At 47.5% G+C, this 26,647-nt stretch carries 13 protein-coding genes; 7 read left to right on the top strand and 6 right to left on the bottom strand.

The features are described 5' to 3' along the window. Positions 1 to 153: 153 nt before the first annotated feature. Positions 154 to 789, bottom strand: a complete 636-nt coding sequence (locus IV55_RS00310; RefSeq protein ID WP_057808414.1) for an HAD family hydrolase — start codon at positions 787 to 789, stop codon at positions 154 to 156. A gap of 160 nt (positions 790 to 949) precedes the next feature. Here IV55_RS00310 and IV55_RS00305 point away from each other — a divergent pair, with 160 nt between their 5' ends. The 5 genes from IV55_RS00305 (at position 950) to IV55_RS00285 (ending at position 19,506) form a co-directional block, all read left to right on the top strand. Continuing rightward, complete coding sequence (locus IV55_RS00305) at positions 950 to 2,371, top strand: C69 family dipeptidase (RefSeq protein WP_057808413.1); 1,422 nt, start codon at positions 950 to 952, stop codon at positions 2,369 to 2,371. 241 nt (positions 2,372 to 2,612) lie between these two features. Further along, complete coding sequence (locus IV55_RS00300; protein WP_083483869.1) at positions 2,613 to 6,365, top strand: lectin-like domain-containing protein; 3,753 nt, start codon at positions 2,613 to 2,615, stop codon at positions 6,363 to 6,365. A gap of 45 nt (positions 6,366 to 6,410) precedes the next feature. Continuing rightward, positions 6,411 to 16,340 (top strand): LPXTG cell wall anchor domain-containing protein, encoded by a 9,930-nt coding sequence (locus IV55_RS00295; RefSeq protein ID WP_057808411.1) that lies wholly within the window; start codon positions 6,411 to 6,413, stop codon positions 16,338 to 16,340. A 239-nt stretch (positions 16,341 to 16,579) separates the two neighbouring features. Next, positions 16,580 to 17,986, top strand: coding sequence for a glycosyltransferase (locus IV55_RS00290; RefSeq protein ID WP_237756159.1), 1,407 nt, complete (start codon positions 16,580 to 16,582; stop codon positions 17,984 to 17,986). Next, complete coding sequence (locus tag IV55_RS00285; RefSeq protein ID WP_057808410.1) at positions 17,983 to 19,506, top strand: glycosyltransferase; 1,524 nt, start codon at positions 17,983 to 17,985, stop codon at positions 19,504 to 19,506. The genes IV55_RS00290 and IV55_RS00285 overlap by 4 nt, the downstream gene beginning before the upstream one ends. A gap of 114 nt (positions 19,507 to 19,620) precedes the next feature. On the opposite strand, the gene gap is transcribed toward IV55_RS00285, so the two are convergent. After that, positions 19,621 to 20,628 carry a type I glyceraldehyde-3-phosphate dehydrogenase gene (gene gap, locus IV55_RS00280; RefSeq protein ID WP_057808409.1) on the bottom strand — a complete coding sequence of 336 codons (1,008 nt, stop codon included), beginning with the start codon at positions 20,626 to 20,628 and terminating at the stop codon, positions 19,621 to 19,623. A gap of 415 nt (positions 20,629 to 21,043) precedes the next feature. Here gap and IV55_RS00275 point away from each other — a divergent pair, with 415 nt between their 5' ends. Continuing rightward, positions 21,044 to 21,379 (top strand): hypothetical protein, encoded by a 336-nt coding sequence (locus IV55_RS00275; protein ID WP_057808408.1) that lies wholly within the window; start codon positions 21,044 to 21,046, stop codon positions 21,377 to 21,379. Between the two features lie 256 nt (positions 21,380 to 21,635). On the opposite strand, the gene IV55_RS00270 is transcribed toward IV55_RS00275, so the two are convergent. The 4 genes from IV55_RS00270 to rihC all read right to left on the bottom strand — a co-directional run bounded on the left by IV55_RS00270 (position 21,636) and on the right by rihC (position 25,562). Further along, a complete protein-coding gene (locus tag IV55_RS00270; RefSeq protein ID WP_057808407.1) occupies positions 21,636 to 21,887 on the bottom strand; it encodes a YdeI/OmpD-associated family protein in 252 nt (83 codons plus the stop codon). 18 nt (positions 21,888 to 21,905) lie between these two features. After that, positions 21,906 to 22,556 (bottom strand): NAD(P)H-hydrate epimerase, encoded by a 651-nt coding sequence (locus IV55_RS00265; RefSeq protein ID WP_057808406.1) that lies wholly within the window; start codon positions 22,554 to 22,556, stop codon positions 21,906 to 21,908. 23 nt (positions 22,557 to 22,579) lie between these two features. Beyond that, complete coding sequence (locus IV55_RS00260; RefSeq protein WP_057808405.1) at positions 22,580 to 24,442, bottom strand: FAD/NAD(P)-binding protein; 1,863 nt, start codon at positions 24,440 to 24,442, stop codon at positions 22,580 to 22,582. 205 nt (positions 24,443 to 24,647) lie between these two features. Next, complete coding sequence (rihC, locus tag IV55_RS00255; protein WP_057808404.1) at positions 24,648 to 25,562, bottom strand: ribonucleoside hydrolase RihC; 915 nt, start codon at positions 25,560 to 25,562, stop codon at positions 24,648 to 24,650. Between the two features lie 250 nt (positions 25,563 to 25,812). On the opposite strand from rihC, the gene IV55_RS00250 reads away from it, so the two are divergent. After that, positions 25,813 to 26,592 (top strand): tyrosine-protein phosphatase, encoded by a 780-nt coding sequence (locus IV55_RS00250; RefSeq protein ID WP_083483867.1) that lies wholly within the window; start codon positions 25,813 to 25,815, stop codon positions 26,590 to 26,592. The last annotated feature ends 55 nt before the right edge of the window (positions 26,593 to 26,647 follow it).

The raw sequence follows: 26,647 nt of genomic DNA, 5'->3' as shown, positions 1-26,647 counted from the left end.
TAGCGGAAACGTGGGACAAAAGTCAAGTCGCTGTGCAGACTACGAACTACCTACCGGGTTGAAGCCCAACCCGTACGGAAGTTCTAGGTCTTGCTCCCGACTTCCCGACTTTTGTCCCACTCTCTTCCCAGTGACATCCAAGAAACACGCTGGTTACTTGGTGATTAGGTCTAGTAAAGCGTGGGGCTTGTCGACAATGTACTCACTGTCGCGAATCAGGGCTTGATCTTTTTCAGCGCCCCACGTGACAAGTGCAAAGGCGATACCGGCTGCGTGTGCTGCTTGTAAATCGTAGATGGTATCACCGACGTATACCGTGTCGGCGACGTCTAAGCTCATTTTTTTAACTAGTGCCAATAATGAATCAGGGGCTGGTTTGCCACGTTTAACTTCGTCGGCAGTAACGTGATTATCCATGTATCGATCGAGAGGGAAGTTTTCAACTAAGTCCCGTTGATATTCTGCAGCCGCTTTTGAAGTTACGATGGCAGTTTTAATCTGTGAGTTTTCGTGTAACTGTTTTAAAGCTGCTTCGACACCTGGATAGACGTGCATCGTGTCATAGGTGTCTTTTGTGTAATCTTGCCACACGGCCATGATACCGGGAATTTCAGCGTCAGGAATACCGATTTGTTTCAGTGCAATGGCGCCTGTGGTACCAAATGTCGGTGATAGCTGATCGTATTCAAATTGTCGACCAGTGTCTGCCAAAGCACGCTGCATGGAGAGCATGTACATCTTTTCTGAATCGATTAATGTGCCATCTACATCAAATACAAAATTTTTCATCATGCACCTCTTCAGTTATTAATTAAATTAATTATAGCAAACTTGGGCTTGAATGCTGTGAGATTGCCTTTGTTTACAGTGGACTGTGCGTTGGTTTCTGGCCTTCATCTGCGTTAAAATGGGTGAGTTGATAAATATAAGTAAGAAAGGCTGTATGAGAATGAAATGGGATAAAGCTTGTACGACAGTGTTAGTTGGAAAGAAGGCATCCATCGACGGATCTGTTATGGTTGCCCGTAATGACGACACCTTTTTACCAATCACACCGCAAAAATTTGTCATGAACCCAGCCGTTAGGGGACGTCATGAAGAGTTAGCTTCTACGCAGAATGGGTTTAAAGCACCATTGCCAGAAAGTGGTTATCGTTTCCAAGCGACACCTAACGTCGATGTTCCTAGTGAAGGAATTTACGATGAAAGTGGCTTTAACGAAAAGAACATCGCTATGTCAGCAACCGAAAGTGTTTATGCCAATGAAAAAGTACTGGCCTATGATCCTTTGATTGCCGATGGAATGGCCGAGGATACCATGCAAACGATGGTGTTGCCATTCATTAACTCCGCCAAGGAAGGTGTTAGTTACCTTGGCGATTTAATCGCGAAGTATGGCTCTCCTGAAGGTAATGGTGTCATTTTTGCCGATAAAGATGATATCTGGTACATGGAAATCGTTACGGGTCATCATTGGGTTGCTTCACGGATTCCTGATGATGCCTATGTGATTGCCGCAAACCAAGTTGGCCAAGAACAAATTGACTTCAACGACCCAGATAATTTTATGTGGTCCGATGGGATTCGTGAATTTGTTGACGAACATCATTTGAACCCAGACAAAGAAGGCTGGAACTTCCGCCACATCTTTGGGACCGATACTGAAAAGGATCGTCATTACAACACACCTCGTGTTTGGTATGGTCAACGTTACTTGAACCCTGAAATCGATCAGGATCCAGAATCAAGCAACTTACCATTCATTCGCCGTGCAAGTCGGTTGATCAGTGTTGAGGATATTCAATACATCGAAAGTTCTCACTACAATGAAACGCCTTTTGATCCATTGGGTAAGGGTGGCGATGCTGAAAAGACACGTTACCGTGCCATCTCATTGAACCGGACACAACAAAGTCACATCTTGCAAGTTCGCAACGATGTCCCTGAAGAACTGTCAGCTATCATGTGGATTTCGATTGGTATTTCAGCATTCACACCTTATTTACCATTCTACGCGAATGCCACGGATACAGATCCAAGCTTCAGCGACACATCCATGACTTATAACGTGAAAGATGCTTACTGGATGTACCGAACCGTTTCGATGCTAACGGAAAGTCACTACAGTCATTTTGATCAAGAAGATATCGATTACTTGAAGAACTGTCGTGAAGAGTTACGTCGTTTGATTGAAGCCACTGACAAAGGTGCTACTTCGTTGAGTGGAGATGCATTAACAGCTTACCTAACGGACCAAAATCATAAGATTGTTGCGCAAATGCGTGATAAGACAATGGCCTTTATTGGCCAGTTGGTCACTGAAGGACTGGAAATGTCGAAACTAACATTCAACATCGATGTTAATTTATAATCAAACAACGAGTACCTGCTGCTTGGCAGGTATAGTCTGAAATAGACGAGAAACCAAATTTGGTTTCTCGTCTATTTTTGTTTGGTCATAAAAATTGACTTTGGGTTGAAAAAAGCTTGGAGATGGCGTTTTCATTCCATATCGGAACTTTACAAACATTGGATTCCCTATATAATAAGATGATTAAAGAAATAGTTTAGCACCTAAATATTTCAAAAGTGGAACATAAGATGGAGCATTTATGAGATCAGAGAATTTGAAACATGCACCGGTTGTAAAAAAACAGCGATACAAGATGTACAAAGCTGGTAAAAAATGGTTATTTGCTGGACTGACAGCCCTTTTCTTTGAGGCGGGGGTCGTAGCTACCACAAATGTTGTTCACGCGGATACGATTGAGTCAGACATACAAATAGTTCAATCGGCAGCCAGCACGCCCTTAAATAATGAGAGTGCTGCTTTAAGTGCGCCTGCGCGTGCAAATCAGAAAGTAGTTACAGATCCACAGGTACCAGCTAGTCAGGCAGCAACCTCAGTGACTGAGCAGCCGGCGCCGGTGCCGGTGGCCTCACGTGCGCGGTTAGTGGACCAACCGTCTGTCCCGACAACAACGCCGGCCGCACAACCGGCCACGTTAATTAGCAATGTGATTGATTCAGCCAAGTTAGGGTCACGCGCGGCGGTTGCTAAAAGTGACGTAGTGTCACAGGCTGCGTCGACTACGACGATTCAGGCACCAATTGGGACAACCGATGAGCAATTTGATGCAATGAAGGACTCATTGGCTAGTTTAGGGACTGCAGTTGAACTTGATCGAGTGGACGCTGACGAAACAGTTCAATCCGTAAATAATGGGATGACCATTGGTACGGCGGATGGTCACGTTACTGCAGGAACTGCTGGTGAGCAGTTTACTGGTAACGGGACCAGTGTTCAATTTGACCAAAATGGGCAAGTTGGCCTAACTGCGAATGCAAATGATCAAGTTGGACATGCTAATTTAAACAATACTGTTGATTTAACGCATGATTTTAACCTAACAGGAGCGGTTCAAGCTGGTTTTGCCGGTGGGGCTGATGGTATTTCCATTGTCTTTGCGCAAGCACCGATGAATCCAACTGGCACCTATATCGCCCAAAAAGGTGGTGGCTTAGGAGTCGCCGGTTTACCGAATGCATTGGCATTTGTCTTCGATACCTTTATTTATAATAGTGGGGATCCTAGCACTGCGTACATGGGCTGGCGGACGACTAATAGTAGCGGCACAATCAACAGCTATTCGTCAACCTCGCCAACATCGACAACGTGGCAAAGCATCAATGGCAGTATTTTAGACAATGCGTTTCATAATTTCACGTTAACTTATAAATATAATGCGGGTACTCGAAGCGGTCTGTTCACGATGACGGTGCCTGACAATGGCCGTAATTCAACGTTAACGAAAACCTTAGCGATTGACCCGACTAAAGCTGCGTATACCTTATCATTTGCTGCATCAACGGGGGGCTCAAAAAATCAGCAATCTGCCAAGATTACAGATTTAATGTATACCAAGGGAACGGCGCAAGTTACGTTAAATGTTCATACACCTACTGGTACCAGTGCACCAATCACGGTAACGGCTAATATTGGTGATACATTGCACATCTATCCTGATCAGCAAACTGCTAAAGCAGCGATTGATATGGGGATGGATCCAGCAACGGTGGTGGTTTGGGATAACAGTGTCGGTTACGGCCTTAAAACGGCATTTAATTATACGGTCACGAATAATATGACCCAAACAACGCCGGTTATTAATACTGGCAATGTTGTAACGACGACGGTTCATTACGTTGATGCAAATGGTCATTCAATCGCTGCCGATCGTACCATCAGTGGTGTGAGTGGCACGCCGATTAACCTGCGTGGGGTTGAACCTGGCTCAGAAGTGACCGGTATTGACGGCGCTAATTATATTTTGACGCACTCGCCGGCAATCAATGAGACGTTTGGCGTTGATACGAGTCTGACCTATACCTTTACGGCAGATCCAACACCAACAGTAACGAAGGCTGAAGCACAAGTTAATTCTTACCAAGGATTAACCAGTGCAGCATTATCAAATGCTAAATCAGCCTTTGATGCAGCTAGTTATGCCTATTCTGTTTCACCGGATGATAAGACGGTGGCGGACCAATATACGGCGACTCAGTCGTATTATGATGCAATTCAAGGACAAGGTCGGGCAGCTGCCAGTGCACAGGGCGTCTTGGATTCTGTTAATGGTCGTGTTGCCGACGTTATTTTGACTGCGAATTCAGCGAACAGTTTGGCTAGCAGCTTAGAGCAGATTTATTTAACGAATCTGGCAGATGCTTCAGCCGCAAATGTGGCGGCGAATTCAGCATCATCCTTGTATACATGGGAAAAGGCTAATTTCAACAATGATTCAAATTTGGCTTACTACAGTAACATGGCACGGTCAGATCAAGCATTGGCCGCTTCGGCGACAACAGCAGCAACTTCTGCCACAAAACAATATCAGTCTGCCTTAGCGATTGCCTCAACAGCGATTGCGAATGCTTCTTCAGTTGCGCAAAGTGCCGCTGCAGCAGCACAGGCTTTAACGATGGCAACGAGTAATACTGCCTCATTAACAACTTCGACGGCTTCGCAGGCAACTAGTACCGCGGCAAAAGCAATCTCGATTGCGGCTTCCAATGTTGCCTCAACGGCGCAAAGTACGGTTGCGTCGGTTCAGGCAGCTGCCTTATCAGCTGCAATGACAGCAATTCAGGCGAACGTTTCCGCTAGCCAGGCGGCTTCTCTCGCCAGCGCGGATCGTGCCAATGGGCATGTACAAGAAGGTGCGAACAACACCTCAGCAACGGCTGATACCGGTAATTCGGCCGCACAACTAGCTACGAGTGAGGCTAATGAAGCCTTGAAATATGGCTCAATGGCCGCGAGTGCCGCCTCTCAAAACGACATCAGCGGTGCCTACCAGTTTGCGGTGGTGGCTGCTAGTTTAGCGGCGGCCGCGACTTCTGACGCTCAGATTACTCACAGTGCTGCGACTGTTGTTTCCAGTATGACGAACATTGTATCCAGTCAGGTCACGGTTGATAGTCAAATTTCTTCGGTATTAGCAAGCCAAGCACAAACCGTGGCGTCAGCGGCGGCTGAAAATGCGACAACCGCCAGTGGTGCTGCGGATTCAGCAGTTAAGGACGCTAATGAAGCCTCGGCAATGGGGAAAACCGATTTAGCGAACAGTAACGTTGTTAGTGCAGCTAGTTTGGCTCAATCAGCGGCTAGTGGTGCGGCTTCGGCGGCTTCGGTAGCTAGTTATGAGGCCAAACAGGCGACTTCTTTTGCCAGTCAATCTAGTAACTTTGCCTCAGCGGCCAGTGATTTTGCCTCGCGTGCTTCATTAGCAGCGGCCTCTAATAATGCCAGCTTAGCCAGTGAATATGCAGTGTCAGCGCAAAGCGCCCAATCGGCCGCGTTATCAGCCGCGTTTGTGGCCACGAGTTTATATGCCGTTGCACAAAGCGCCAATAATTATATTCATAGTGCAGTGGCTGCTGATAGTATGACTGCCGCATCGGCGGCAACTGCGACTAGTGTGGCAGCGGTTAAAGCAGCTGAGGATGTTAACAAGCTGGATCGTTATGTAGCCAGCAATACTTCATTAAGTACACGGGCCGCCAATAAGGCAGCTGAGGACGTGCAGAACACGTCCATTCAGTCACAGGCGCTGGCAGCGGCTTCAGCAGCTAGTGAAACTCAATCATTACAAACAATTGCGCAAACACAAACGCAATTGGCCAATCAGCTATATCAATCAGCAACTTCAGCAGCGTTCTTAAATGACGCTAGCCAGGCGGTCGCCTTTGCATCGCAAGGGGCAATTGCGCAGAGCGTAGCCGATTCAGCCGCAGATGCTGCGAATAATTTCTACCTAAAATTTACAGAAATTGATGACAATATTGATGCCTCTGTCAAGTAAGACAGCCAAGCCGCTGCCTCAGCGGCTAGCTTAACTGATAGTTTGATGACCCAAACGACGGATGATTTGATAACGACGACCAATAAAACGACAAGTGCTGGAACGGTCGCCGCAGGTGGTTCCACACAGGCAGCTACAGATCAGCAAAACCAGACGGTGCAAAGCTTGGCGGGGACATTATCGGCGACAAATGTAACGTCTGCAAGTCTCGCAGCTCAGTTGACGAAAAATCAACAAGCGTTAAGTGTTTTAAACAGCACTGCCAGTGCCGCTGCAGCGGTTAATAATGTTGCACTTGCGACCAGCGCTGCCACAGCTGCGGCTCAGTTGGCAAGCCAGGATGGGCAGTTGACGGATTCATTGACTTCCTTAACAACCGTGATCGATCAAACGGCGTCAATGATTAATAACGCCGTGCAAGCTGACAGTGAAGCCGCGAGTGAACAAGGCTTTGTGGCAAACACTGCGGCTTCCACAGCCGATAGTGAACAAACAACTGCCAGTTTGCAAAACAGTAACGTTAATCGCGATAGTCGTGATGTCGCTAGTGCCGCTGCATTAGCATTGGCGGACACAGCTTTGCAGTCCTTAGCATCACAGGCGACTAGCGCACAGCTGGCTGCAAATAGCATTTTCACGGCGACCTCAGCTGCGGCCAGTGCGGCGCGTCACTTTAGTTCCTTGGCAGGATCGGCCGCTGCACTGAATGACGTTAGCGCAGCGACAGAAAATGCGCAGCTGGCCGCTAGCTATGAACGGCAAATTTCGTCATTGCAAACTTCTTTACAAAACGTAACGAGCACTGCCGCTTCATTAGCCAGTGCCGCCCAGCAAGCAGTGATTGCGGATAGCACTGCGGCTGCAATTCAAAATTCTGCCGCAGCCAGCGCCGCTAGTGTGGCTGCTCATGCACATTCAACTGCTACCAGTGAGGAAGACAATGTTACTGGTGTCTTAAGCGCGGCTCAATCAGCTGCTGACAAGGATTTAGCAAATTCAGAGATTGAAAATCTGTTGAGTGAAGCTGGCTCATTAGCCAGCGACATTGATACTGCCAATTCTGCTGCAGCCACAGCCGCCGTTACTGCCAATTCATATGCCCAGTTGGCAGCTTCAGCGGCAGCCGGGAATGATGTCAATTTGGCCAGTCAATATGCGGTTTCAGCCGCTAGTGCGGCCACGGTGGCGAGCTCACTGGAAAAGCAAGTGAACAGTTTGGCCTCGGTCACAAATGATGTGTATCGACAAATTACGGCGGCGGTCGCTGAAGATGGTAGTGCGGCTAATGCGGCAGTATCCACAGCCGCCAGTTTGAGCTCACAAACGACTAGCAATGCCACGTTGGTATCGTCTGCTGTTACACAAATGAGTCAAGCAGCTAGCACAGCTAGTTCATTGGCAAATACCGATTTGGCAAACGAAAGTCTTCGTCAAGAAGTAAGCTCAGCAACAGAATTTACTAGTGCTGCCACGGGAGAACAATCATTGGCTAATAGTGCTAGTTCATTAGCTGCGAGTGCAACCAGTGCAGCAGCTTCAGCGGCTTTATTAAATGATCAACAAGCTGCTAAGTCGCTTGCGTCAGTCGCAGCTTCAGCGGCAAACCTAGCAACAAGTGTGCAACAGCAAGCCGATCGTTTGGCACAGCAGGTTACTAGTGTTCAAGCGACAATCACAAGTGCCGTGGCAGCAGATCAACAGGCTGCTAAACAAGCTGCTAGCCAAGCCAGCCAACAACAATCAGCGGCTGCTGTAGCAAACAGCGGTGCTAATTTGCAAGCCAGCGCAGCCGCATCACAACAAGCTGTGATGACTAGTATTGCTGCACGTGATCCGAAGAATCCGACGATTACTAGTGCGATGACGACCGTTAATTCATTAGCACAGGTTGCCACGTCAGCTCAACAAGTAGCGACTAGCGCCGGAATTGTAGCCAGCAAGCTAGCCAGTCAAGCAGCATCGGCAGCACTTACGAACGATCGTTCCGCAGCACAGTCGTATGCTGACTTGGCCGCCAGCGCAGCAAGTGTGGCCAACAGTGCTAATAAAGCTGCTAGTCAGGCAGTTAAGCAAGAAACCGATGTCGAAGCATCAGCACAGGCTACCTTAGACCAGGATGTGGCTGGCACCAGTCAAGCGGCGTCAAATGCAGCCAGTGCAGCCAAGGCGACGAGTCTTGCAAATTCTTTGGCTAATTCACTGGCAAGTGTTGCCAGTGAGCAAACCGCTTCGCTGGCGGCGACTGTGACCAGTGATGTTGCCAACAGTGCGTTGGGCAGTCAAGTTGCCAGCGCCACTAGTTTAAATACGGAATTACAAAGTTTAACGGCCCAAGCTAATTCAGCCACGAGTGCGGCTGCTAGTTTGCAGACATTAATGACGAGTGCTGTCGCCGATAACGACTTATCAGCAGCCAGCCAGTACGCGAGTCAAATGATCGCGACGCAAGGTGTTTCGAATTCGGCCGAAACGCAAGCTGAAGGAGTTGCGCAAGCATTGACGTCGCTTGCCAAACAGACGGACCAAACGGTAGCAGACGATTTCACATCAATGGCGAATAGTGCTGCGCTGGTAGCGTCTGAAGCTGCTAACGTAACGGCCATTAACCACACTAGTGCAAATTCTGAGAGCACGATTGTGAGTCAACTGGCAGGTAGTGATCAGCACAACGCTCAGTTATCTGCAGCGGCATTGTCTGCTAATTCATTGACTGCTGTCGCTGCTAGTTTGACGAGTGCTGTTGATTTAGCAACCAGCCAAGCCCATGACCTAGCACTTTCAGCAACCAGTGCCGCAAATGCACAGCAGTTAGGGGTGGCGAGTCAGTTTACGTCAATGGCAGCGAGTGCCACAAAGCTTGCCAACGACTTGACGGCTAGTGCAACACAAAATCAGTCGGCAATTGCTAAATTAATGACGCAGGCGACGAGCGACTATGCGGCTGATAGTACAGGTGCTTCAATTGCCGCATCAATGGCTACTAGTGCAACGACAAGCGCGGCTGCAGCGGTCACTTCGACCACAGCAGTAACTACTTCAACGACCACACAGACGACGGCAACAGCTAGTTTGGCTAAAACTGATTTAGCTAATGCGTCATTGCAAGGGTTAGCCAGTCAAGCAGCCAGCAATGCTGACGTTGCTAGCCAGTTAGCAAGCATCGCTAGTGCTCAGGCTAGTTTGGCAGCGAGCGCAGCGACAACGGCGCGGTCAGCGGCTGCGGAAAACAACCAATCATTGGCTCAATCCGCTGCAAGTGTGGCCGCAGCTGCCCAGTCACAGGTCGCGTCAGCACAGTCGGCGAATGATGTGGCCGCCAGCATAGCGACATCATTATTTGAACAGGCACAACAAGTGGTGTCAGCCGATTCAACGGCAGTTAGTCAAGCAGCTGAAAGTACGCGTCAAAACACGAGCGCCGCTAATTCAGCGACTACGGACATGACGAAGCAGACTTCAGCAATCACTGCCTTGCAATCACAACTTGCTAGTTTAGCGGCCAACGATACTGCCAATGTGGACTTACGTACGGCCATGTCAGCCGTGAATTCTGCAGCCCAGGCGGCACAATCAGCGTTGACTAGTGCGCAAACACAACAGGCTGGTTTTACACCAGTCAGTCAAGGCATGGCAGGCGCAGTTAGCGCTAATAATGTTAGCCAAGCAACGAGTGCTGCAAGCAATGCACTTAGTCTTGCCAATGCTGCAAGCGCGGGCGTGCAAACATTTAACAGCTTGTCATCGTTAATGCAAAGTTTACAAGCACAGATGAATGAGACGGTGCAGGCAGATAGCATTGCGGCTGCATCACAGGCGCAAACTGCTAGTGACTTTGCCAGCCAAGCACAACAAACAACCGGTGCAGTTGACCAACAAAATCAACTGGTTGCTTCACAGACCGCAGTCGTGCAGTCATTGGCGGCAACGGATCAACAAAACAGTATGGTTCAATCACAAGCGGTTGTCGCCCAGCAATTGGCTAGTCAAGCAGCTTCGTTGGCCTCATTGAGTAAACAAGCTGCGACGGATGCCGCGAAATTTGCCAGTGCCGCAGCGAGTGCCGCCAGTTTGAACGATGTATCGGCAGCTGATCAGTATGCGCAACAGGCTTCTACGGCCGCACAACAAGCTGCCAGTGAACAGGCAGTGGCGAACCAGTTGACGGATCAGGCTAATTCGGTAGCGACGGCGGTTAGTGCCGCGGTAATCGCCGATCATCTAGCTGCTGATCAAGCAGCCAGTCAAGCCAGTCAACAACAATCAGTGGCTGGTTTAGCAGGCACTGGTGCTGACTTACAAGCGAGCGCTGCCGTTTCACAACAGGCTGTTATGCAAAGTATTGCTGCGCGTGATCCGAAAAATCCAGCGATTGCTAGTGCGATGGGGACAGTTGCTTCATTAGCACAAGCGGTCACGTCGGCACAACAAGTAGCGACCAGCGCTGGAATTACCGCCAGTAATCTAGCCAGTCAAGCAGCGTCAGCAGCGCTTGTGAATGATCAATCTGCGGCACGTTCATATGCTGACTTAGCAGCCAGTGCCGCAAGTGTGGCCAACAGTGCTAATGAAGCAGCCAGTCAAGCGGTTCAACAAGCAACTGATGTTCAAACATCCGCGCAGGCTGCGTTAGATCATGACGTAACGGGGACCAGTCAAGCAGCTTCAAATGCTTCTAGTGCTGACAAGGCGACGAGTATTGCGAATTCGTTGGCTAATTCATTGGCAAGTGTTGCCAACGAGCAAGTCGCTTCGTTAGCGACGACTGTGACAAGTGATGGTGCCAACAGTACATTGGCCAGTCAAGTTGCCAGCGCAACTAGTTTAAATACTGAGTTGCAAAGTCTAACGGCGCAAGTAAATTCAGCGGCTAGTGCGACCGGTAGTTTGCAGGCGTTAATGACTAGTGCGGCTGCTGATAACGACTTCCAAGCAGCTAGCCAGTACGCGAGTCAAATGATTGCGACTCAAAGTGCTGCTAATTCGGCTGACGCTCAAGCTGAAGGAGTCGCTCAAGTATTGACGTCACTTGCAAAGAAGACGGACCAAATGGTGGCCGATGATTTTGCATCAATGGCGAATAGTGCTGCTATGGTAGCGTCTGAAGCTGCTAGCACAACGACCATCAATCACACCAGTACGAATTCAGATGCCACAATCGTGAGTCAACTCGCAGGTAGTGATCAACAAAATGGACAGTTATCTGCAGATGCTTTGTCAGCTAATTCATTGAATTCAGCTGCTGATAGTTTGGCGAGTGCTGTCGATTTGGCAACAAGTCACGCTAATGACTTAGCGGTTTCGGCAACCAGTGCCGCAAATGCGCAGCAGTTAGGGTTAGCGAGTCAGTTTGCGTCAATGGCAGCGAGTGCCACAAAGATTGCCAACGACTTGACGGCGAGTGCAGCACAGAATCAGTCAGCAATTGCTAAACTACTGACGCAGGCTACAAGTGACTACGCAGCTGATAGTACGGTTGCTTCAATTGCTGCATCAATGGCTGCTAGCGCAACGACTAGTACTGTTGGAACAGCAAATTCGATTGCGACAGTCACTACGTCAACGACTGCCCAGGCAACGGCAACAGCTAGTTTGGCCAATACTGATTTAGCAAATGCTTCCTTACAAGCGTTAGCCAGTCAAGCAGCCAGCAATGCTGACGTTGCTAATAGTTTGGCAAGCATTGCTAGTGACCAGGCTAGTGTAGCGGCGAGTGCCGCAGAAATAGCACGGTCAGCGGCTGCAGAAAACAACCAATCACTGGCCCAATCTGCTGCTAGCGTTGCCGCAGTTGCTCAGTCGCAAGCCGCTTCAGCACAAGTGGCTAATGATGTGGCAGCACAAGTGGCGACATCATTACTTGAACAAGCACAACAAACAGTGACAGCTGATTCAACTGCAGTTAGTCAAGCAGCTGAAAGTACACGTCAAAATACGAGTGCCGCTAATTCAGCGACTATGGACATGGCAAAGCAGACTGCAGAAATCACAACGTTGCAATCGCAACTTGCGAGTTTAGCGGCCAATGATCCTGCCAATGCGGATCTACGCAAAGCAATGTCAGCCGCGGATTCTGCAGCGCAAGCGGCACAATCTGCGTTTACGAGTGCGCAAACACAACAGACCGGTTTGATACCAGTCAGTCAAGGTATGGTTGGCGCTGTTAGTGCTAATAACGTTAGCCAAGCAACGAGTGTCGCTAGTGCTGCAGTCAGTCTTGCCAACGCTGCTAGCACAGGGGTGCAAACAGTTAATAGCTTGTCATCAGTGGTGCAAAGTTTACAGGCACAGATGAATCAGACAGTGCAGTCTGATAGTGTTGTTGCCGCATCGCAGGCGCAAACAGCCAGTGCTTTCGCTAGTCAGGCACAGGAAACAACCAGTGCAGTCGATCAACAGGAGCAGCACGTTGATTCACAGACTGCCGTCATGCAGTCATTGGCAGCGACTGATCAACAAAATGCGATGATTAAATCGCAAGTAGCTGTGGCCCAGCAATTGGCCAGTCAAGCAGCTTCGTTAGCTTCATCAAGTAAACAAACAGCAACGGATGCAGCAAAATTTGCTAGTGAAGCCGCCAGTGCAGCTGCTTTGAACGATGTTTCAGCAGCCAATCAGTATGCACAACAGGCTTCTATGGCCGCACAACAGGCTGCCAGTGAACAGGCAGCAGCCAACCAGTTGACGGATCAGGCAAATGCGGCGGCGACGGCGGTTAGCTCCGCGGTAGTAGCGGATCATCTGGCTGCTGAGCAAGCTGCTAGTCAAGCCAGTCATCAACAATCAGTAGCTGCTTTAGCCAGTAGCGACGCTGACGTACAAGCGAGAGTTGCTACTTCACAACAAGCGGTGATGCAAAGTATTGTTGATCGTGATCCAAAAAATACCGCGATTACGAGTGCGACGGCAACAGTTGATTCATTAGTACAACTTGCTACTTCAGCACAACAAGTGGCGGCCAGTGTTGGAATTAACGCCAGCAATTTAGCTAGCCAGGCCGTAGCAGCGGCCCTTACGAACGATCAATCTGCGGCCCAATCATACGCTGACCTGGCTGCTAGTGCCGCTAGTGTGGCCAATAGTGCTAATGAAGCTGCTGGACAAGCAGTTCAGCAAGCGGATGATTTCCGAAGATCAGCCCAAGCAGCATTAGATCATGATGTGACAGGAACTAGCCAAGCTGCTTCAAATGCTGATCGTGCTATCCAGGCGACGAGCATTGCGAATTCTGTGGTTAATTCATTGACGAGTGCTGCCGATGAATTAGCAGCTTCGTTAGGAACGACTGTACTGAGTGATGGCGCAAATACTATGCTGACCAGTCAAGTTGCCAGTGCGACGAGTTTAAATACTGAGTTGCAAAGTTTAGCAGCCCAAGTTAATTCAGCTGCGAGTGCGACTGATAGTTTGCAAACATTAATGACTAGTGCGACTGCCGACAATGACTTCCAGGTAGCTAGTCAGTACGCAAGCCAAATGATAGCGACTCAAAGCGTTGCAAATTCGGCTGAAACACAAGCTGAAGGGGTGGCGCAATCGCTGACTTCACTTGCGAAGAAGACGGATCAAACGGTGGCAGATGATTTCGCTTCAATGGCGAACAGTGCTGCCATGGTAGCGTCAACAGCTGCTGACACAACGACAGTTATGCACATCAGTACGAAGTCAGATGCCACAATTGTTAACCAACTGGCCGGGAATGATCAACGCAACGAGCAGTTATCCGCAGATGCTTTGTCTGCTAATTCGTTAAACGCAGTCGCTGCTAGTTTAGCGAGTGCTGTCGATTTAGCAACAAGTCAAGCCAACGACTTAGCGGTTTCGGCAGCCAGTGCCACGAACGCTCAGCAGTTAGGGCTAGCGAGTCAGTTTACGTCAATGGCAATGAGTGCAGAAACGGTTGCCAACGACTTGACGGCTAGTGCAACGCAGAATCAGTCAGCAATTGCTAAACTGACGACGCAGGCGACAAACGCTTATACAAATGACAGCGTGGCCGCCTCAACCGCTGCGTCAATGGCAACCAGTGCAGCGACAAATACTGCAGCGTTGGCTACATCTACAACTACAGTGATCACGTCAACGACTGCGTTGGCAACGGCGACCGCTAGTTTGGCACAGACTGATGTTACAAATGCGTCATTACAAGCGGTAGCCAGTCAGGCAGCTAGTAATGCTGAAACTGCTAAGCGTTTAGCCAATATTGTTAGTGATGAGGCTAGTTTAGCGGTTAGTGCTGCTTTAGTAGCACAGTCGGCGGCGGCAGCCAATAATCAATCATTGGCTCAATCTGCGGCCAGTACTGCTGTATCGGCTCAATCGCAGGCTGTTTCAGCCCAATCTGCTAACGATGTGGCAGCAAAGATGGCAACATCATTGTTTGACCAGGCGCAACAGGCAGTTTCTGCTGATTCAACCGCAGTTAGTCAAGCAGCTGAAGATACGCGGCAAAACATGAGTGCTGCTAATTCCGCAGTTTCTGACATGACTAAGCAGACTTCGGCAATCACAGCACTGCAGTCTCAGCTTGTTAGTCTAGCGGCAGCCGATCCGGCCAATGCGGACTTACGTGCAGCCATGTCAGCCGCGAATTCAGCAACTCAAGTGGCGCAATCAATGTCGACTAGTGTGCAGGCCCAACAAAATGGGTTTGCACCAGTCAGCCAAGGACTAGTTGGCGCCATTAATACGAATAATGTCACCCAAGCAACTAGCGCTGAAAGTGATGCACGTGACCTTGCTACAGCTGCTAGTGCGGGTGTTCAGACAATAAATAGTTTGTCATCGTTAATGCAAAGCTTACAAGCGCAGATGAATGAGACGGTGCAGGCAGATAGCATTGCTGCCGCATCTCAGGCTCAGGCTGCTAGTACTTTTGCCAGCCAAGCACAACAAACAAATGATACCGTTGCTCAACAAAATCAGATAGTTGCTTCGCAGACGACAGCCGTGCAGTCATTGGCAGCGACTGATTTACAAAATGCAACGGTTCAATTACAAGCGACTGCAGTTCAACAGTTAGCTAGTCAAGCGGCTTCATTGGCTTCATTAAGTAAACAGGCAGCAACTGCTGCAGCTAAGTTTGCCAGTGAGGCAGCGAGTGCCGCTAGCTTGAATGATGTTTCGGCAGCTAGCCGGTATGCACAACAGGCATCGATGGCGGCACAGCAAGCGGCTAGCGAACAGACGGCGAGTGCACAGGTGGTTAGTCAAGCCAACTCACTGGCGACAGCGGTTAGTGCTGCAGTAACAGCCGATCATCTAGCGGCGAAACAAGCCGTCAAACAAGCACAGCAAGCCGCTAGTGAGACTAATAGTGCAGCGACAGCAACGATTGAAACGGCCAGTCAGGTAGCCATTGACAGTCAAGCAATCGCGATAATGACGACGGGAAGAACTACTGATCCAACGATTCAGGGTCTGACAGCTTCCGCAGCAGCGATTGCGCAGACTGTGAACCAAGCGGTGGCAGTTGTTCATAGCGCTGAGCAAGCAGTACAACAGCTGGTTGAAAAAGCATTGAGCGCAGCAGCAAATAACGATTCGTTGTTAGCGAGTGCGTTTGCAAGCCAGGCAGCTTCTGCTGAGGACGTGGCAAAACAGGCAATGATGATTGCAACCACTGCCTTGATGACTGAACAACAGTTGGTACAAGCCATTCAGCAACAGCTTCAGTCGCAATCGCAGGCTATGAGCGCAGAAATAACAAGTTCTACCAACGTAATGAGTCAGGTAGCAGAAGAGACGTCTTTGACTGCGTTAACAGTACAGCCAACTTCATTAGCAAAACTAGTAAGCATTGCAGGTAACAGTAAGCCAAATGTTGCAACAACCATGGTTTCACGTTCAGCGGAGAAGCAATTGCCCAAAACTGGTGAATCAACTGCAGCAACGACGCTTTTAGGGTGGCTAAACTTAGGCGCTGTGTTAAGTCTATTCGGTTTCGGAATGCAAAAAAGACGAAAAAAAGATGACTAATCTCGGGCAAATGTCCGGTCAGATGTCGTCAGGTACGGTAAAATAGGATTTAGCAGTTTTTAGCTAGGTCCTATTTTTAATGGGCATAAAGTGAGGTACATGAATGTATTATTTTCTTAATACGAGTTTTAATGAAAAAAAGTCAGGCATTGAGCATGCGGAAATGAAACGCTTAGGTATGTTTAATGATCATCAAGAGGCAGCGAAGATCGTGACACGACGTTTTGGCGCATGCAGGGTTGAATGATCGCGACATGGTCAATTTGTTCGACTTTTTTGGTGGCACCGAAACGTTGACTAAGCGTCTTTTTACGCTGGCCGATTTACATGTGAAACCGAATTTACAAGTTCTGGTGAACGATCAGGATGAACATGGGTACATGGTGCGCAATGCTGAACGAATTTTGCAACGGATTAAAATGCGGGCACCTGAGTATAAGGAAATTGAAACGGTGTGGACCTTTGATCGATTGGGCAAGCTGGTTAAAAGTGAGTACTGGGATACGCGTGGTTTTAAGGCATTGGAACAGTGGCACGATGCCACCGGTGCGGTCACAGCAGAGCAAGCGTTTAATCCGGCAGGCAAAGTTTACTATCAGACATTCCACACGAAGGATCCACAAGGCAAGGTCGTCAATTCACTGTACCGAATTTTGAATTGGAACGGGACCGATTACTCATTTAATGGGGAACAAAGCATGATGCGATTCTTCTTGGATGAGTTAAACAAACGCACGGGTGAAAACAACGTCTTTGTGGTTGACCGTACCTTTGAACTAGCTTGGTCAGTCCTGAATATGAAGACGCGTGCATTTAAGATGATGCATCTACACTCTAATCACCTGAATGATCCAGAGCAGGTGATGACGGCAACACTGAATTATAACTATGAATATGCAATTAAGAATTTGGATCAATGGCAAGGAATTGCAGCACCGACACCGCAGCAGCGAGCAGATGTGATTGAACGCTGGGGAAGCAAGGTGCCAGTATTTGAGTTGCCGGTGGGCATCGTGAGTGATGATGTTTTAAATGCACCACATGTTCCATGGCAACGCCGAACACCTGGCAAGATCATTATGGTGGCCCGGTTGTCACCTGAAAAACAACAGGATAAAGTGATTGCTGCTTTTGAACAGGTTCACAAAGCGGTTCCTGCGGCACGACTTGAGTTTTGGGGCTATGCCAACGGTAAGGAAGGCGATCGCTTGAATAAAATTGTTGCTGATAAGCAATTGGGTGACTTGGTGACCTTTCATGATTACACGTTAGATGTCGGCAAGGTTTATGATGACGCGCAGATCAATGTGTTAGCGTCCCGTGCTGAAGGGTTCTCCTTAGCGCTATTAGAGGCTCAATCACATGGTGTACCAACAGTTTCCTATGATGCTAAGTATGGTCCACAAGGAATTATTGCGGATGGTCGCGATGGCTACCTCGTCAAATTAGATGATGTAGATGCTTTTGCTGCGGCCATCACGAAGCTTTTAAAAGATGATCAACTGATGCAACAGTTTAGTGAACATGCCTATGACGATGCACAACGCTTTTCTGAAGATGCCGTTTGGGAAAAATGGTGCGTGGTCCAAAATGCAGTTGCAGATTTTGTGACCACAGATAAACATATCCAGGAGGCTGCTCAATGATTTACTTTATTAATGAATACCTCATGGCGTTGAATTCTGGAATTGAGCACGCGGAGATTAAACGGCTGAAGTTGTTTAAACACCAAGGAACAGCTGCCAAACTGGTTACGCGTAATTTTGATCAGATGTTGTATGCGAATAAGCAGCGTTTTGGCGTCGAAGATGATCAAATTGTTAATATGTATGACTTTTTCCAAGGTGTCGTTGATCGTAAGCCAGTGGGAAAAAATGAACCAAAAATTGAGAGCTTACACTTGGCAGATGAATATAACGTCGATCCTGGTGCTGATGTTAGTCATGTCTATGATGGTGATCAATTGGTGATGGATGTGCACTTCGCGCCGGGAACAGTCGGTCAGTTGTTTAGTGTGGATTCGTTTGATCGCTATGGTAAGAAGATTCAGACGAGCTTATGGGACTTTCGTGGGTTTAAATCACGGGACCAATTCTTCAGTGATAGTGGTGAGTTAATTAGTCAGGTAACGTATAACCCGGCTGGTGAACGGGTGATTGAGGAATACTTCAACCATGATCAGGACGGTAATAACTTTTTATCCTTAATTCAGTTAATGGACTATCATGATCAGGATTTATTCTTTAATAGTTATGATGAATTGTTCACCTTTTTCCTCGATGAATTAAACCGTGCTGATGGTGAGCATGCAACGTTTATCGCAGATCGACCGGGTTCGGCTTATGATACGATGCTAAGCATGGCAACACCGGCTCGGCGGTTTGTCTCACTGCCGACGACACATACGGTAGATGCGAAGGATCAAGTTTACGCGAACCTTTCAGGTATTTATGCCAATCCGTTAGTTAATCATATTGATAAAATCAACGGGATTATCGTTGCAACCAAGGCACAAAAAAACGACCTAACGCTATGGATGGGTGGTGCTGATAAGGTTAAGGTGCCAATTAGTGTCGTGCCGTTTAGTGTGGTCAGCGATGAGCAGATTCGGGCTAAACGGGTGCCACTGACAGACAGAAAGCACCATCAAGTGATCGTTGTTGGTCGATTAACTAAAGAGCGGCATACTGAAGATGTCGTCAAGGCCTTTATTGGTGTTAAACAACAAGTTCCCGATGCAACCCTGGCAATTTATGGGTATGGCGATCAGGAGGCGGCGTTAAAGGAACAAATTAAAACTGCTGATCTGACAGATAGTGTGCAGCTAATGGGTTATGTTCCTGCTTTAGAGTCGGTTTATAACAACGCCCAGGTGTATGTAAATGCGACTGAAAGTGACAGTGAACCACTGGCACTGGCAGAAGCACTGGCACATGGTGTTCCAAGTGTGGCTTACAATGTCCACTATGGAACTGCTGAATTGATCCATGACGGACGTAATGGTTATTTAGTTGCTGACGGAGATGTTAATGGGCTAGCGCGGGGAATGGTGCGCGGGTTGCAAGATAGCAATTGGTCTCAATTAAGCCAACATGCGTATGATAGTGTGCGCGCTCAGGCGGAAACAAATGTATTTGCTAGATGGAAACAAGCTTTGAAATTATGAGCGTGAATTAACCAGTTAAAACTGATTTTGAACACAAAAATAAGGCCGGCAATCAAAAGCTAATTTTGACTGCCGGTCTTATTTAGAAGATTAAATTGTAAATGGATTGGGTCACTAAGCGATTGCTTCAGCTTTGAGTGTGCGAATCATGTTGCAGACAAAGCCATATTCGTTATCGAACCAAGTCGTTGTCTTAACCACTTGGAAGTCACCATTGCGAGTTACTTCTGTTTGCGTTGGGTCGAAAACAGCGCCGTGTGTGTCGCCGATGATGTCGGAAGAAACAATCTCATCCTCGTTCCAACCAAAGGCAGGATTGTTGTCCGTGTAAGGTTTGATGGCTTCATTGACTTGGTCAGCAGTGACGTCCTTATCGAGAACAGAAACTAATTCACAGATGGAGCCATCTACAACAGGGACACGTTGTGCGTGACCATTTAAATGACCTGCCAGTTCGGGGATGACAAGGCCGATGGCAGTTGCTGCACCGGTTGAATGAGGAATCGTGTTAGCAGATGCAGTCCGGTTAGGACGGAATTTGCTTCCCTTAGGACCATCAAGAATCATTTGTGAACTAGTGAAGGCATGGATTGCTGTAATCGTGCCGACCTTAATTCCAAATTCCTTGTTTAAAAAGTACGCCATTGGTGCGAGTGCATTAGTTGTACAAGAACCAACTGAGATGATTTTGTCGTCGGCACTAATTAGATCATCATTGACGCCCATAACGATGGTCTTGATGGGACCAGCCGGTGCAGAGATGACAACCTTCTTTGCACCGGCGTCAATGTGTGCCTGCGACTTAGCTTCAGACGTGTAGAAGCCTGTACATTCCAAGACGATATCTACGCCATCATTTTTAACCCACGGAATGTCGCGTGCATCACGTTCGGAATACACGTGAATCTCCTTGCCGTTAACAATCAGTGAATCATCAGTGGAACTAATATCTGCTTGTAGGGTACCAAACGTGGAGTCATATTTGAGCAGGTAAGCTAACATCGAGGGACTGGTTAAATCATTGATGGCGACAACGTTCAAATCTGGATCATTGATTTCCAACATGCGACGAAAAGAATCACGACCAATACGACCAAAACCATTAATACCAATGTTTGCCATGTATAACGCCCTCCTAAAATGCTTGAGTTCTTCGACTACGCGATTAGTATAGCCCCTTTTTATTTAAAGGGCAGATAATCGTGCTTGTATAGAACAGAGTGAGTCCCAACCCGTTTAAGAACCGAGCAATTGCAGGAACGGCGGTCAGGCAATGCACAGGTTCTTGGGTTGGGACTCGCGTTTAAACTATATAGTAGAGTGGATCAAAAGCCTGCATGGTGGTCTGACTTTTGGCGCACGCTTTTACGATGTAATTTCCTAAACTGCCCATCACTATCAATTTCCCTATCTTCGGGTAATCATCCCATCGTTCTAGTCATCCCCGTAATTCTGTCCAACAAACGCAAACGACTACACGTTTCTCGTCAACAAACGGTATAATGATCTTTGTAGATTAATGAACGAGGTGACTTAAATGAGCCAAGAAATTCCTGAAAACATGCATGAAGTGTTACTTAAGGTTCAAGAGACAAATGAAAACAAGCCTGCTAACGAGCAGGTTACTGAAGAACAAGTGATGTTGGCAGCAGTTCATGACACGTTACAGTACTGGGCCGACTATCTCTTAGATGGGCATTATGATGACGTTAACTGGGACGGTAAGCAGTTGGTAATTGAAGATATCTTGGGCGAAGAAATGGGCCGTGTTAGTCCAATGAGTGATTCTTTTGCGAATGATTTTCGTCAAAGCCCAGAGGGAACGTTATTCCGTTTGGAAAGTGAAGCCAACCAAATCATTGCACAACGGTAGATAATAGGAAGTCCGTGCGGTGACCTGACTTTTTCACGATTTATATCTGTAAAAAAATAGTGTTTGGGACATAAGTTATTTTGTCCCAAACACTATTTTTGATTTACGCGTTTAAATCATGAAAACGTGGGCCAAAAGTGAAGTTGCTGTGCAGACTACGAGTGATACCGGGTTGAAACCCAACCCATACGGCAGTTCTAGATCTTGTTCTCGACTTCCCAACTTTTGTCCCACGCTCACATTTTTTGTGCGTTCTTTACTTATCAGGGCGTTGATCGTACGCTCGTTTAGATTTAAAACCAGCTGTGAAAACTTCCTTCATGGCAGCAATATGGTTAACTTTAGTGGCTTCAGCTTTAGCACCAAAAATGAACCGAGCCCATTCGCGTTGGTAGCCGGGTGTGAGCTGTTGAAAGAAGGTCTGCATAGCAGGATCTGATGCTAACAAAGCGGCAACATCAGGAATGTTAACTTCATAGTCGGCCAATGTTTTCTTTGTTTCAGTCATGGAATAACTCCTCAGTTGTTAGTTGTTGGTCAATGTTGCTGGATCGTAAATGCCGATGTTAGCAACGGTTACAGTACCGGCAGCTTCCTTCCCGGTAGCAGTCGTCAGACCAACTTTATTATAACTCATGGTGACTGTTTCATTAGCAGCGATTGCGATGCCGAGAATTGCACCGGTATCCGTGTCAATTCCGGTTGGGACATCAATTGCGAGCACCGGCAAATTGGCAGCATTAATGTGTTTAACAGCATCCCCGAATGAGCCGGTAACTGGACGAGTCAAACCGACGCCGAAGATAGCATCCACAATGGTTGAAAAGCGATCTAGCACAGGCGTTTCTGTAATAATAGGAATGCCATAATTATCAGCTATCGTAAGCTGTTGAGCGGCTTGCATAGATAGATGGGCACGATTACCTAATAGCCAAATGGTGACCGGTACGTGCTGTAACATCAAAAGGCGAGCTACAGCGATTCCGTCACCGCCATTATTTCCAGGACCAGCGACAACCAAAGTGTGTTGCAAATCAAACTCTGGATTCTCGCGTAGACGAGTAACAACCGCCATTGCAGCGTGTTCCATTAAGACTAATGAAGGTACACCTAGGTGTTCAATGGTGTATGTATCAAAAGCATGTGCTTGTTTTGCAGTGATGATTTGCTCAGCCATGAGACTCCTTTTCCTCCGATTTATTAATCAGTGAATTGCTTGAAAATATTAGCAACGATGCCGTCGCCACCGCGCAAGACGCTATCGTTTACACCTGGGCGCGGACTAGCTGTGGTAAACCAACGTTTTCCTTCAGTCGGTACGCCCCAGAAGTACAATCCTGACACGATCTCATCATCAGTTTGTAACTGACTAGTTGCGATGTCAATATCGACAGCACCCGTAGCAAACACCGTACCATCTGACAATGGCACGGTTTGAGCTTGCGCCAGATCACTAGTCAATAAGTTTTGAATTAGTGGATTTTGCGAATGTGCGGCTGAAATGGCTGGCAAGCGCGCTTCGACAAGGCATTTAGCGTTGTAGCGATCCTCTGGAAAATGTTTGGACCAGGTAACAAATTGATGTTGATCAACATCTACGTCGACAGTCATGCTAGGTCCAAGAATGGTGACAATTCCTGCCTCGACAAGCGCCTGTAACTCAGCAATCCGTGTTTCCGGTGGTCCAACAGATAAGTAGGAGTTTTCGTTATCAAACTGTCCGAGAAATAAATTTCGTAAATCGTCTGGTCGCAATAATTGTTGATCGACCACACGGCGAATAACATCACGTAAATCACGGAATATTTCTAAAGCCGAGGTGAGTGGACCTGTTTTTGTTCCGGCAAGTGCTGCCGTGACGTCTGACTCTAAATAGTCGGCCATTACTTGCGGTTGTTCACTGTTTTCCATAAACTCACCAGGGTTCAGGAGCTTGTCCCAGTTGAAGTAATCACTTTCGACAATGGCAGAGCGAAAGACGATGGCTTCAGGACGTTGTGCATGGACAAACTCATTTAAGAATTCATCGGCGTTGACTTGTGGGTATTTGAGTTTCAAGAGACGTTCATAATAAACATATTCTGCTTCGTGATGAAGTAATTCAATTAAGCGAGACCCTGATAATGAACCAGTCGTTTGGTAGTGCTCAAACCAGTCTGGTGTGAGGAAATGGGGTTTATCGAGCTCCCCGTAACCTTTTTCGTTGCGCCCTTTAGCGCGTAAAGGAAAACCGCGTCGTGAGCCGGCGATGATATGCGGTTCAATGCCTGATGGGTGATAGACTAACCGGCCGTGAGTGTCTTTTGTAAAATGTCCGCCACGACCTTGAGTCAGCAAAGTGACTGCATCAAAAAAGTTAAGACCAAGTCCGCGCAGGATGACATTTTGACCGGCGTTCACGGTTTGAAATTGATATTCTTGTGGTTGTGTTGGTCCGATGTAATTTAGATTGTGTTCATCAGCAAAATTCATGAGTGTGGTCTGCTCAGGTGTAAGGTCGTTTTCGTGATGACCAAGTGCCATGATGACGGCATCTGCCTGCGCACGATTAGTATCTGTTTTAATCAAGTAGCGGTTGCTTTCATCCAACTGCCGAATGGACGTAGCCGTTTCTTGAACGACCGATAAGGTGACTGATTCTGGCAACTGATGTTCTAAATACTCGTAGAACCAGACTTGATATACACCAAAAAGGCTGCGTGATGCGTAACCGTTATGCTTTAACGCGGCCGCTTCTTCCAGCAGCGTTGCGCGATTGGGCAAGCGATGGCTAAACAAGAAACCAGGGGCGTCTTGGTGTGCCCACTCAAATAAATTGGGACCAGTAACGACGGGACCTGTCATCGCAATCGTTTCGTCGGTAAATAATGTGATGTAATCCGGATTGGTATTCATTAAAAGCTCGTGCGGTTGATCTACTTGCCAGACACGTCCACCAATACCAAACGGATCGAGTAATGTGATGGCCAATTTATCATACTGACTAGTCTTTTTTTGCCATTCAATGAGACGTTCAGCCGTGATGAGACCGCGGGGGCCGGCGCCAATTAATGTGATGTCCATGGATTGCCTCCTCATGCTTGTTCAAACTAGTTTTAGTATATTTGTTTAGCAGTCTTTGTGCACAAAATGGGTCTTATGGATTTTTAGAATAGTCATAAAGTAGCAGAATATAAAAAACACTGTCAGCTCCGCCTATATTAACGATAGACAGAACCGGCAGTGCGTTTTTGAACCAGCATCTTTTGCGAGATACTAATTTATATAATTAGTCTTTAAATGATTTTACTTCGTCGATGAACCACTGGTTAAAGGCGGCGGCGTCAACGTCAACACAGACGCTGGCGTTTGTCTTGCCATCGTGGTAAGCGGCACGGACGTCGGCAACAGTTTCACCGTTGGCTGGACCGTCAGTGATAACGTCAACCCAGTAGTCCTTAGTAACGTATGCTTCTGGGTGAAGTAGGTAGAAGATGGTGTTGGCATCATGAACTGCGGTCCCATTTTCATTGTGATCAAAGTCATGGCTGATGATTTCATGTAACATGTGTCCGGCACGGCCAAAGGTGTCGATTGTTTCCAGCGTTTCGTCAGTAATTAAGGCCTTCATGGTAACGTCCAAACCGACCATCACGATTGGTACACCAGATTCGTACATGATCCGTGCAGCATGTGGGTCAGTGAAGACGTTAAATTCGGCAGCACTAGTCATGTTACCGTGACCAAGTGAACCACCCATGGCAATGATCTTTTCGATATGATCTTTTACTTCTGGGTATTGAACGAACAGTAAAGCGATATTCGTGTATGAGCCTGTTGGGACCAAGATGATCTTTTCATCGCTAGCCATGATGGCATCGTGCAAAGCTTCAACGGCTGACTTTTCCATTACTTTGTCAGTTGGTTCAGGGAAGTCGTAACCGGCCATTCCTGAAGCACCGTGGATCCGAGCAGCGTCTTCGAATTCTTTAATTAAAGGTGTTTTGGCGCCGCCTGCAACGGGAACGTGTTTGCCATAGAAGTTATCGATGGTCAGTGCGTTCTTCGTAGTCTTATCAACCGTCACGTTACCTGCAACTGCGGTAATCAGTTGTAAGTCAATTTGTGGGTCGTTTAAGGCCATTGATAAAGCAGCTGCGTCATCAATACCTGGGTCTGTATCCATAATTACTTTGTAAGCCATAATGTTATTCCTCCAGAATTTTCTTCCGTGGCGTAACGCCGAACGTTACCGACGGTTCTCTTCCATCATACTAAAAATCTATCAAAAAGAAAACGCTTTCTTTAATTATGAACATTTTCTAATGGTATTTTTGAACAGGATTGAATAATTGTTGATTATCTTTTAACGCCTTGGCTAGTATCAATCACCGTAGATTGCCAGAGCTTTTACGATAACGGTATAATGAGTTCAGAATAAATGGGAGGCGACCATCATCGAGCGGATACTAAACATTCAAAATGGACATAACTTTCGGGACTTAGGTGGCTATCAGACAAATGACGGTCACGTCACACAGTGGCAACGGGCTGTTCGGTCAGCGATGTTGAAGTCGTTGAGTCGAGAAGATTTAGCTTTGCTGAGCCAATACGGCGTGCACACCATTATTGATTTTCGGACAAATAAAGAATTACTACAGGCACCGGATCGTGTACCAGCCGGCGCGAAAGATTATCACAATTCGATTTTGGCCATTGACGATACGCGCAGCTCTGCAACCCGTGAGGAATTACGTGAGGATCTAAGTGAACCAGGTTATGGTTATCGGCAAATGATCCAAACATATCATGAAATGATTGCCGATGATTTCTCACAACAAGCGTATCGAAACTTCTTTGACTATTTAATTGCTAACCAAAATGGTGCCGTCCTCTTTCACTGCACAGCAGGAAAAGACCGGACTGGTTTGGGTGCCATCATGTTGCTGTCTGCGTTAGATGTACCACAAGAAACCATTTTGGCAGATTACATGTTAACGTTGCAGACGTCAGCACCAGTCTTGGCAGAAAACATCAAACGTTTGGAAGCAGAAGGTGCTTCACAAGCTGTTCGCGACAACGTGTCCGCATTGTGGACTGTCAGCGAGGATTACTTCAATGCCGCTATGGAAGAAGTCCAAGCGCAAGCGGGTGATATGCAGCATTACTTGCACGACAAAATTGGTTTGGATGATGCTAAGATTGCTGAGCTTAGACGGCTGTACTTAGCTTAACGTGCTTACGCAGGTATCCTCCAGCGCCGAGTCATTAGCAAGTTCGCTTTGCTCA

The organism is Furfurilactobacillus siliginis (assembly GCF_001437435.1).
Lineage (GTDB): Bacteria > Bacillota > Bacilli > Lactobacillales > Lactobacillaceae > Furfurilactobacillus > Furfurilactobacillus siliginis.
The sequence above is the reverse complement of the archived record's forward strand: the minus strand, read 5'-3'. Positions and strand labels throughout refer to the sequence as shown.

What these genes read in the sequence shown, in the direction of transcription:
- IV55_RS00270 (WP_057808407.1), bottom strand. Translation starts at nt 21,887, where the DNA reads ATGACTGAAACAAAGAAAACATTGGCCGACTATGAAGTTAACATTCCT.
- IV55_RS00285 (WP_057808410.1), top strand. Translation starts at nt 17,983, where the DNA reads ATGATTTACTTTATTAATGAATACCTCATGGCGTTGAATTCTGGAATT.
- gap (WP_057808409.1), bottom strand. Translation starts at nt 20,628, where the DNA reads ATGGCAAACATTGGTATTAATGGTTTTGGTCGTATTGGTCGTGATTCT.
- IV55_RS00295 (WP_057808411.1), top strand. Translation starts at nt 6,411, where the DNA reads ATGACCCAAACGACGGATGATTTGATAACGACGACCAATAAAACGACA.
- IV55_RS00260 (WP_057808405.1), bottom strand. Translation starts at nt 24,442, where the DNA reads ATGGACATCACATTAATTGGCGCCGGCCCCCGCGGTCTCATCACGGCT.
- IV55_RS00310 (WP_057808414.1), bottom strand. Translation starts at nt 789, where the DNA reads ATGAAAAATTTTGTATTTGATGTAGATGGCACATTAATCGATTCAGAA.
- IV55_RS00275 (WP_057808408.1), top strand. Translation starts at nt 21,044, where the DNA reads ATGAGCCAAGAAATTCCTGAAAACATGCATGAAGTGTTACTTAAGGTT.
- rihC (WP_057808404.1), bottom strand. Translation starts at nt 25,562, where the DNA reads ATGGCTTACAAAGTAATTATGGATACAGACCCAGGTATTGATGACGCA.
- IV55_RS00305 (WP_057808413.1), top strand. Translation starts at nt 950, where the DNA reads ATGAAATGGGATAAAGCTTGTACGACAGTGTTAGTTGGAAAGAAGGCA.
- IV55_RS00265 (WP_057808406.1), bottom strand. Translation starts at nt 22,556, where the DNA reads ATGGCTGAGCAAATCATCACTGCAAAACAAGCACATGCTTTTGATACA.
- IV55_RS00300 (WP_083483869.1), top strand. Translation starts at nt 2,613, where the DNA reads ATGAGATCAGAGAATTTGAAACATGCACCGGTTGTAAAAAAACAGCGA.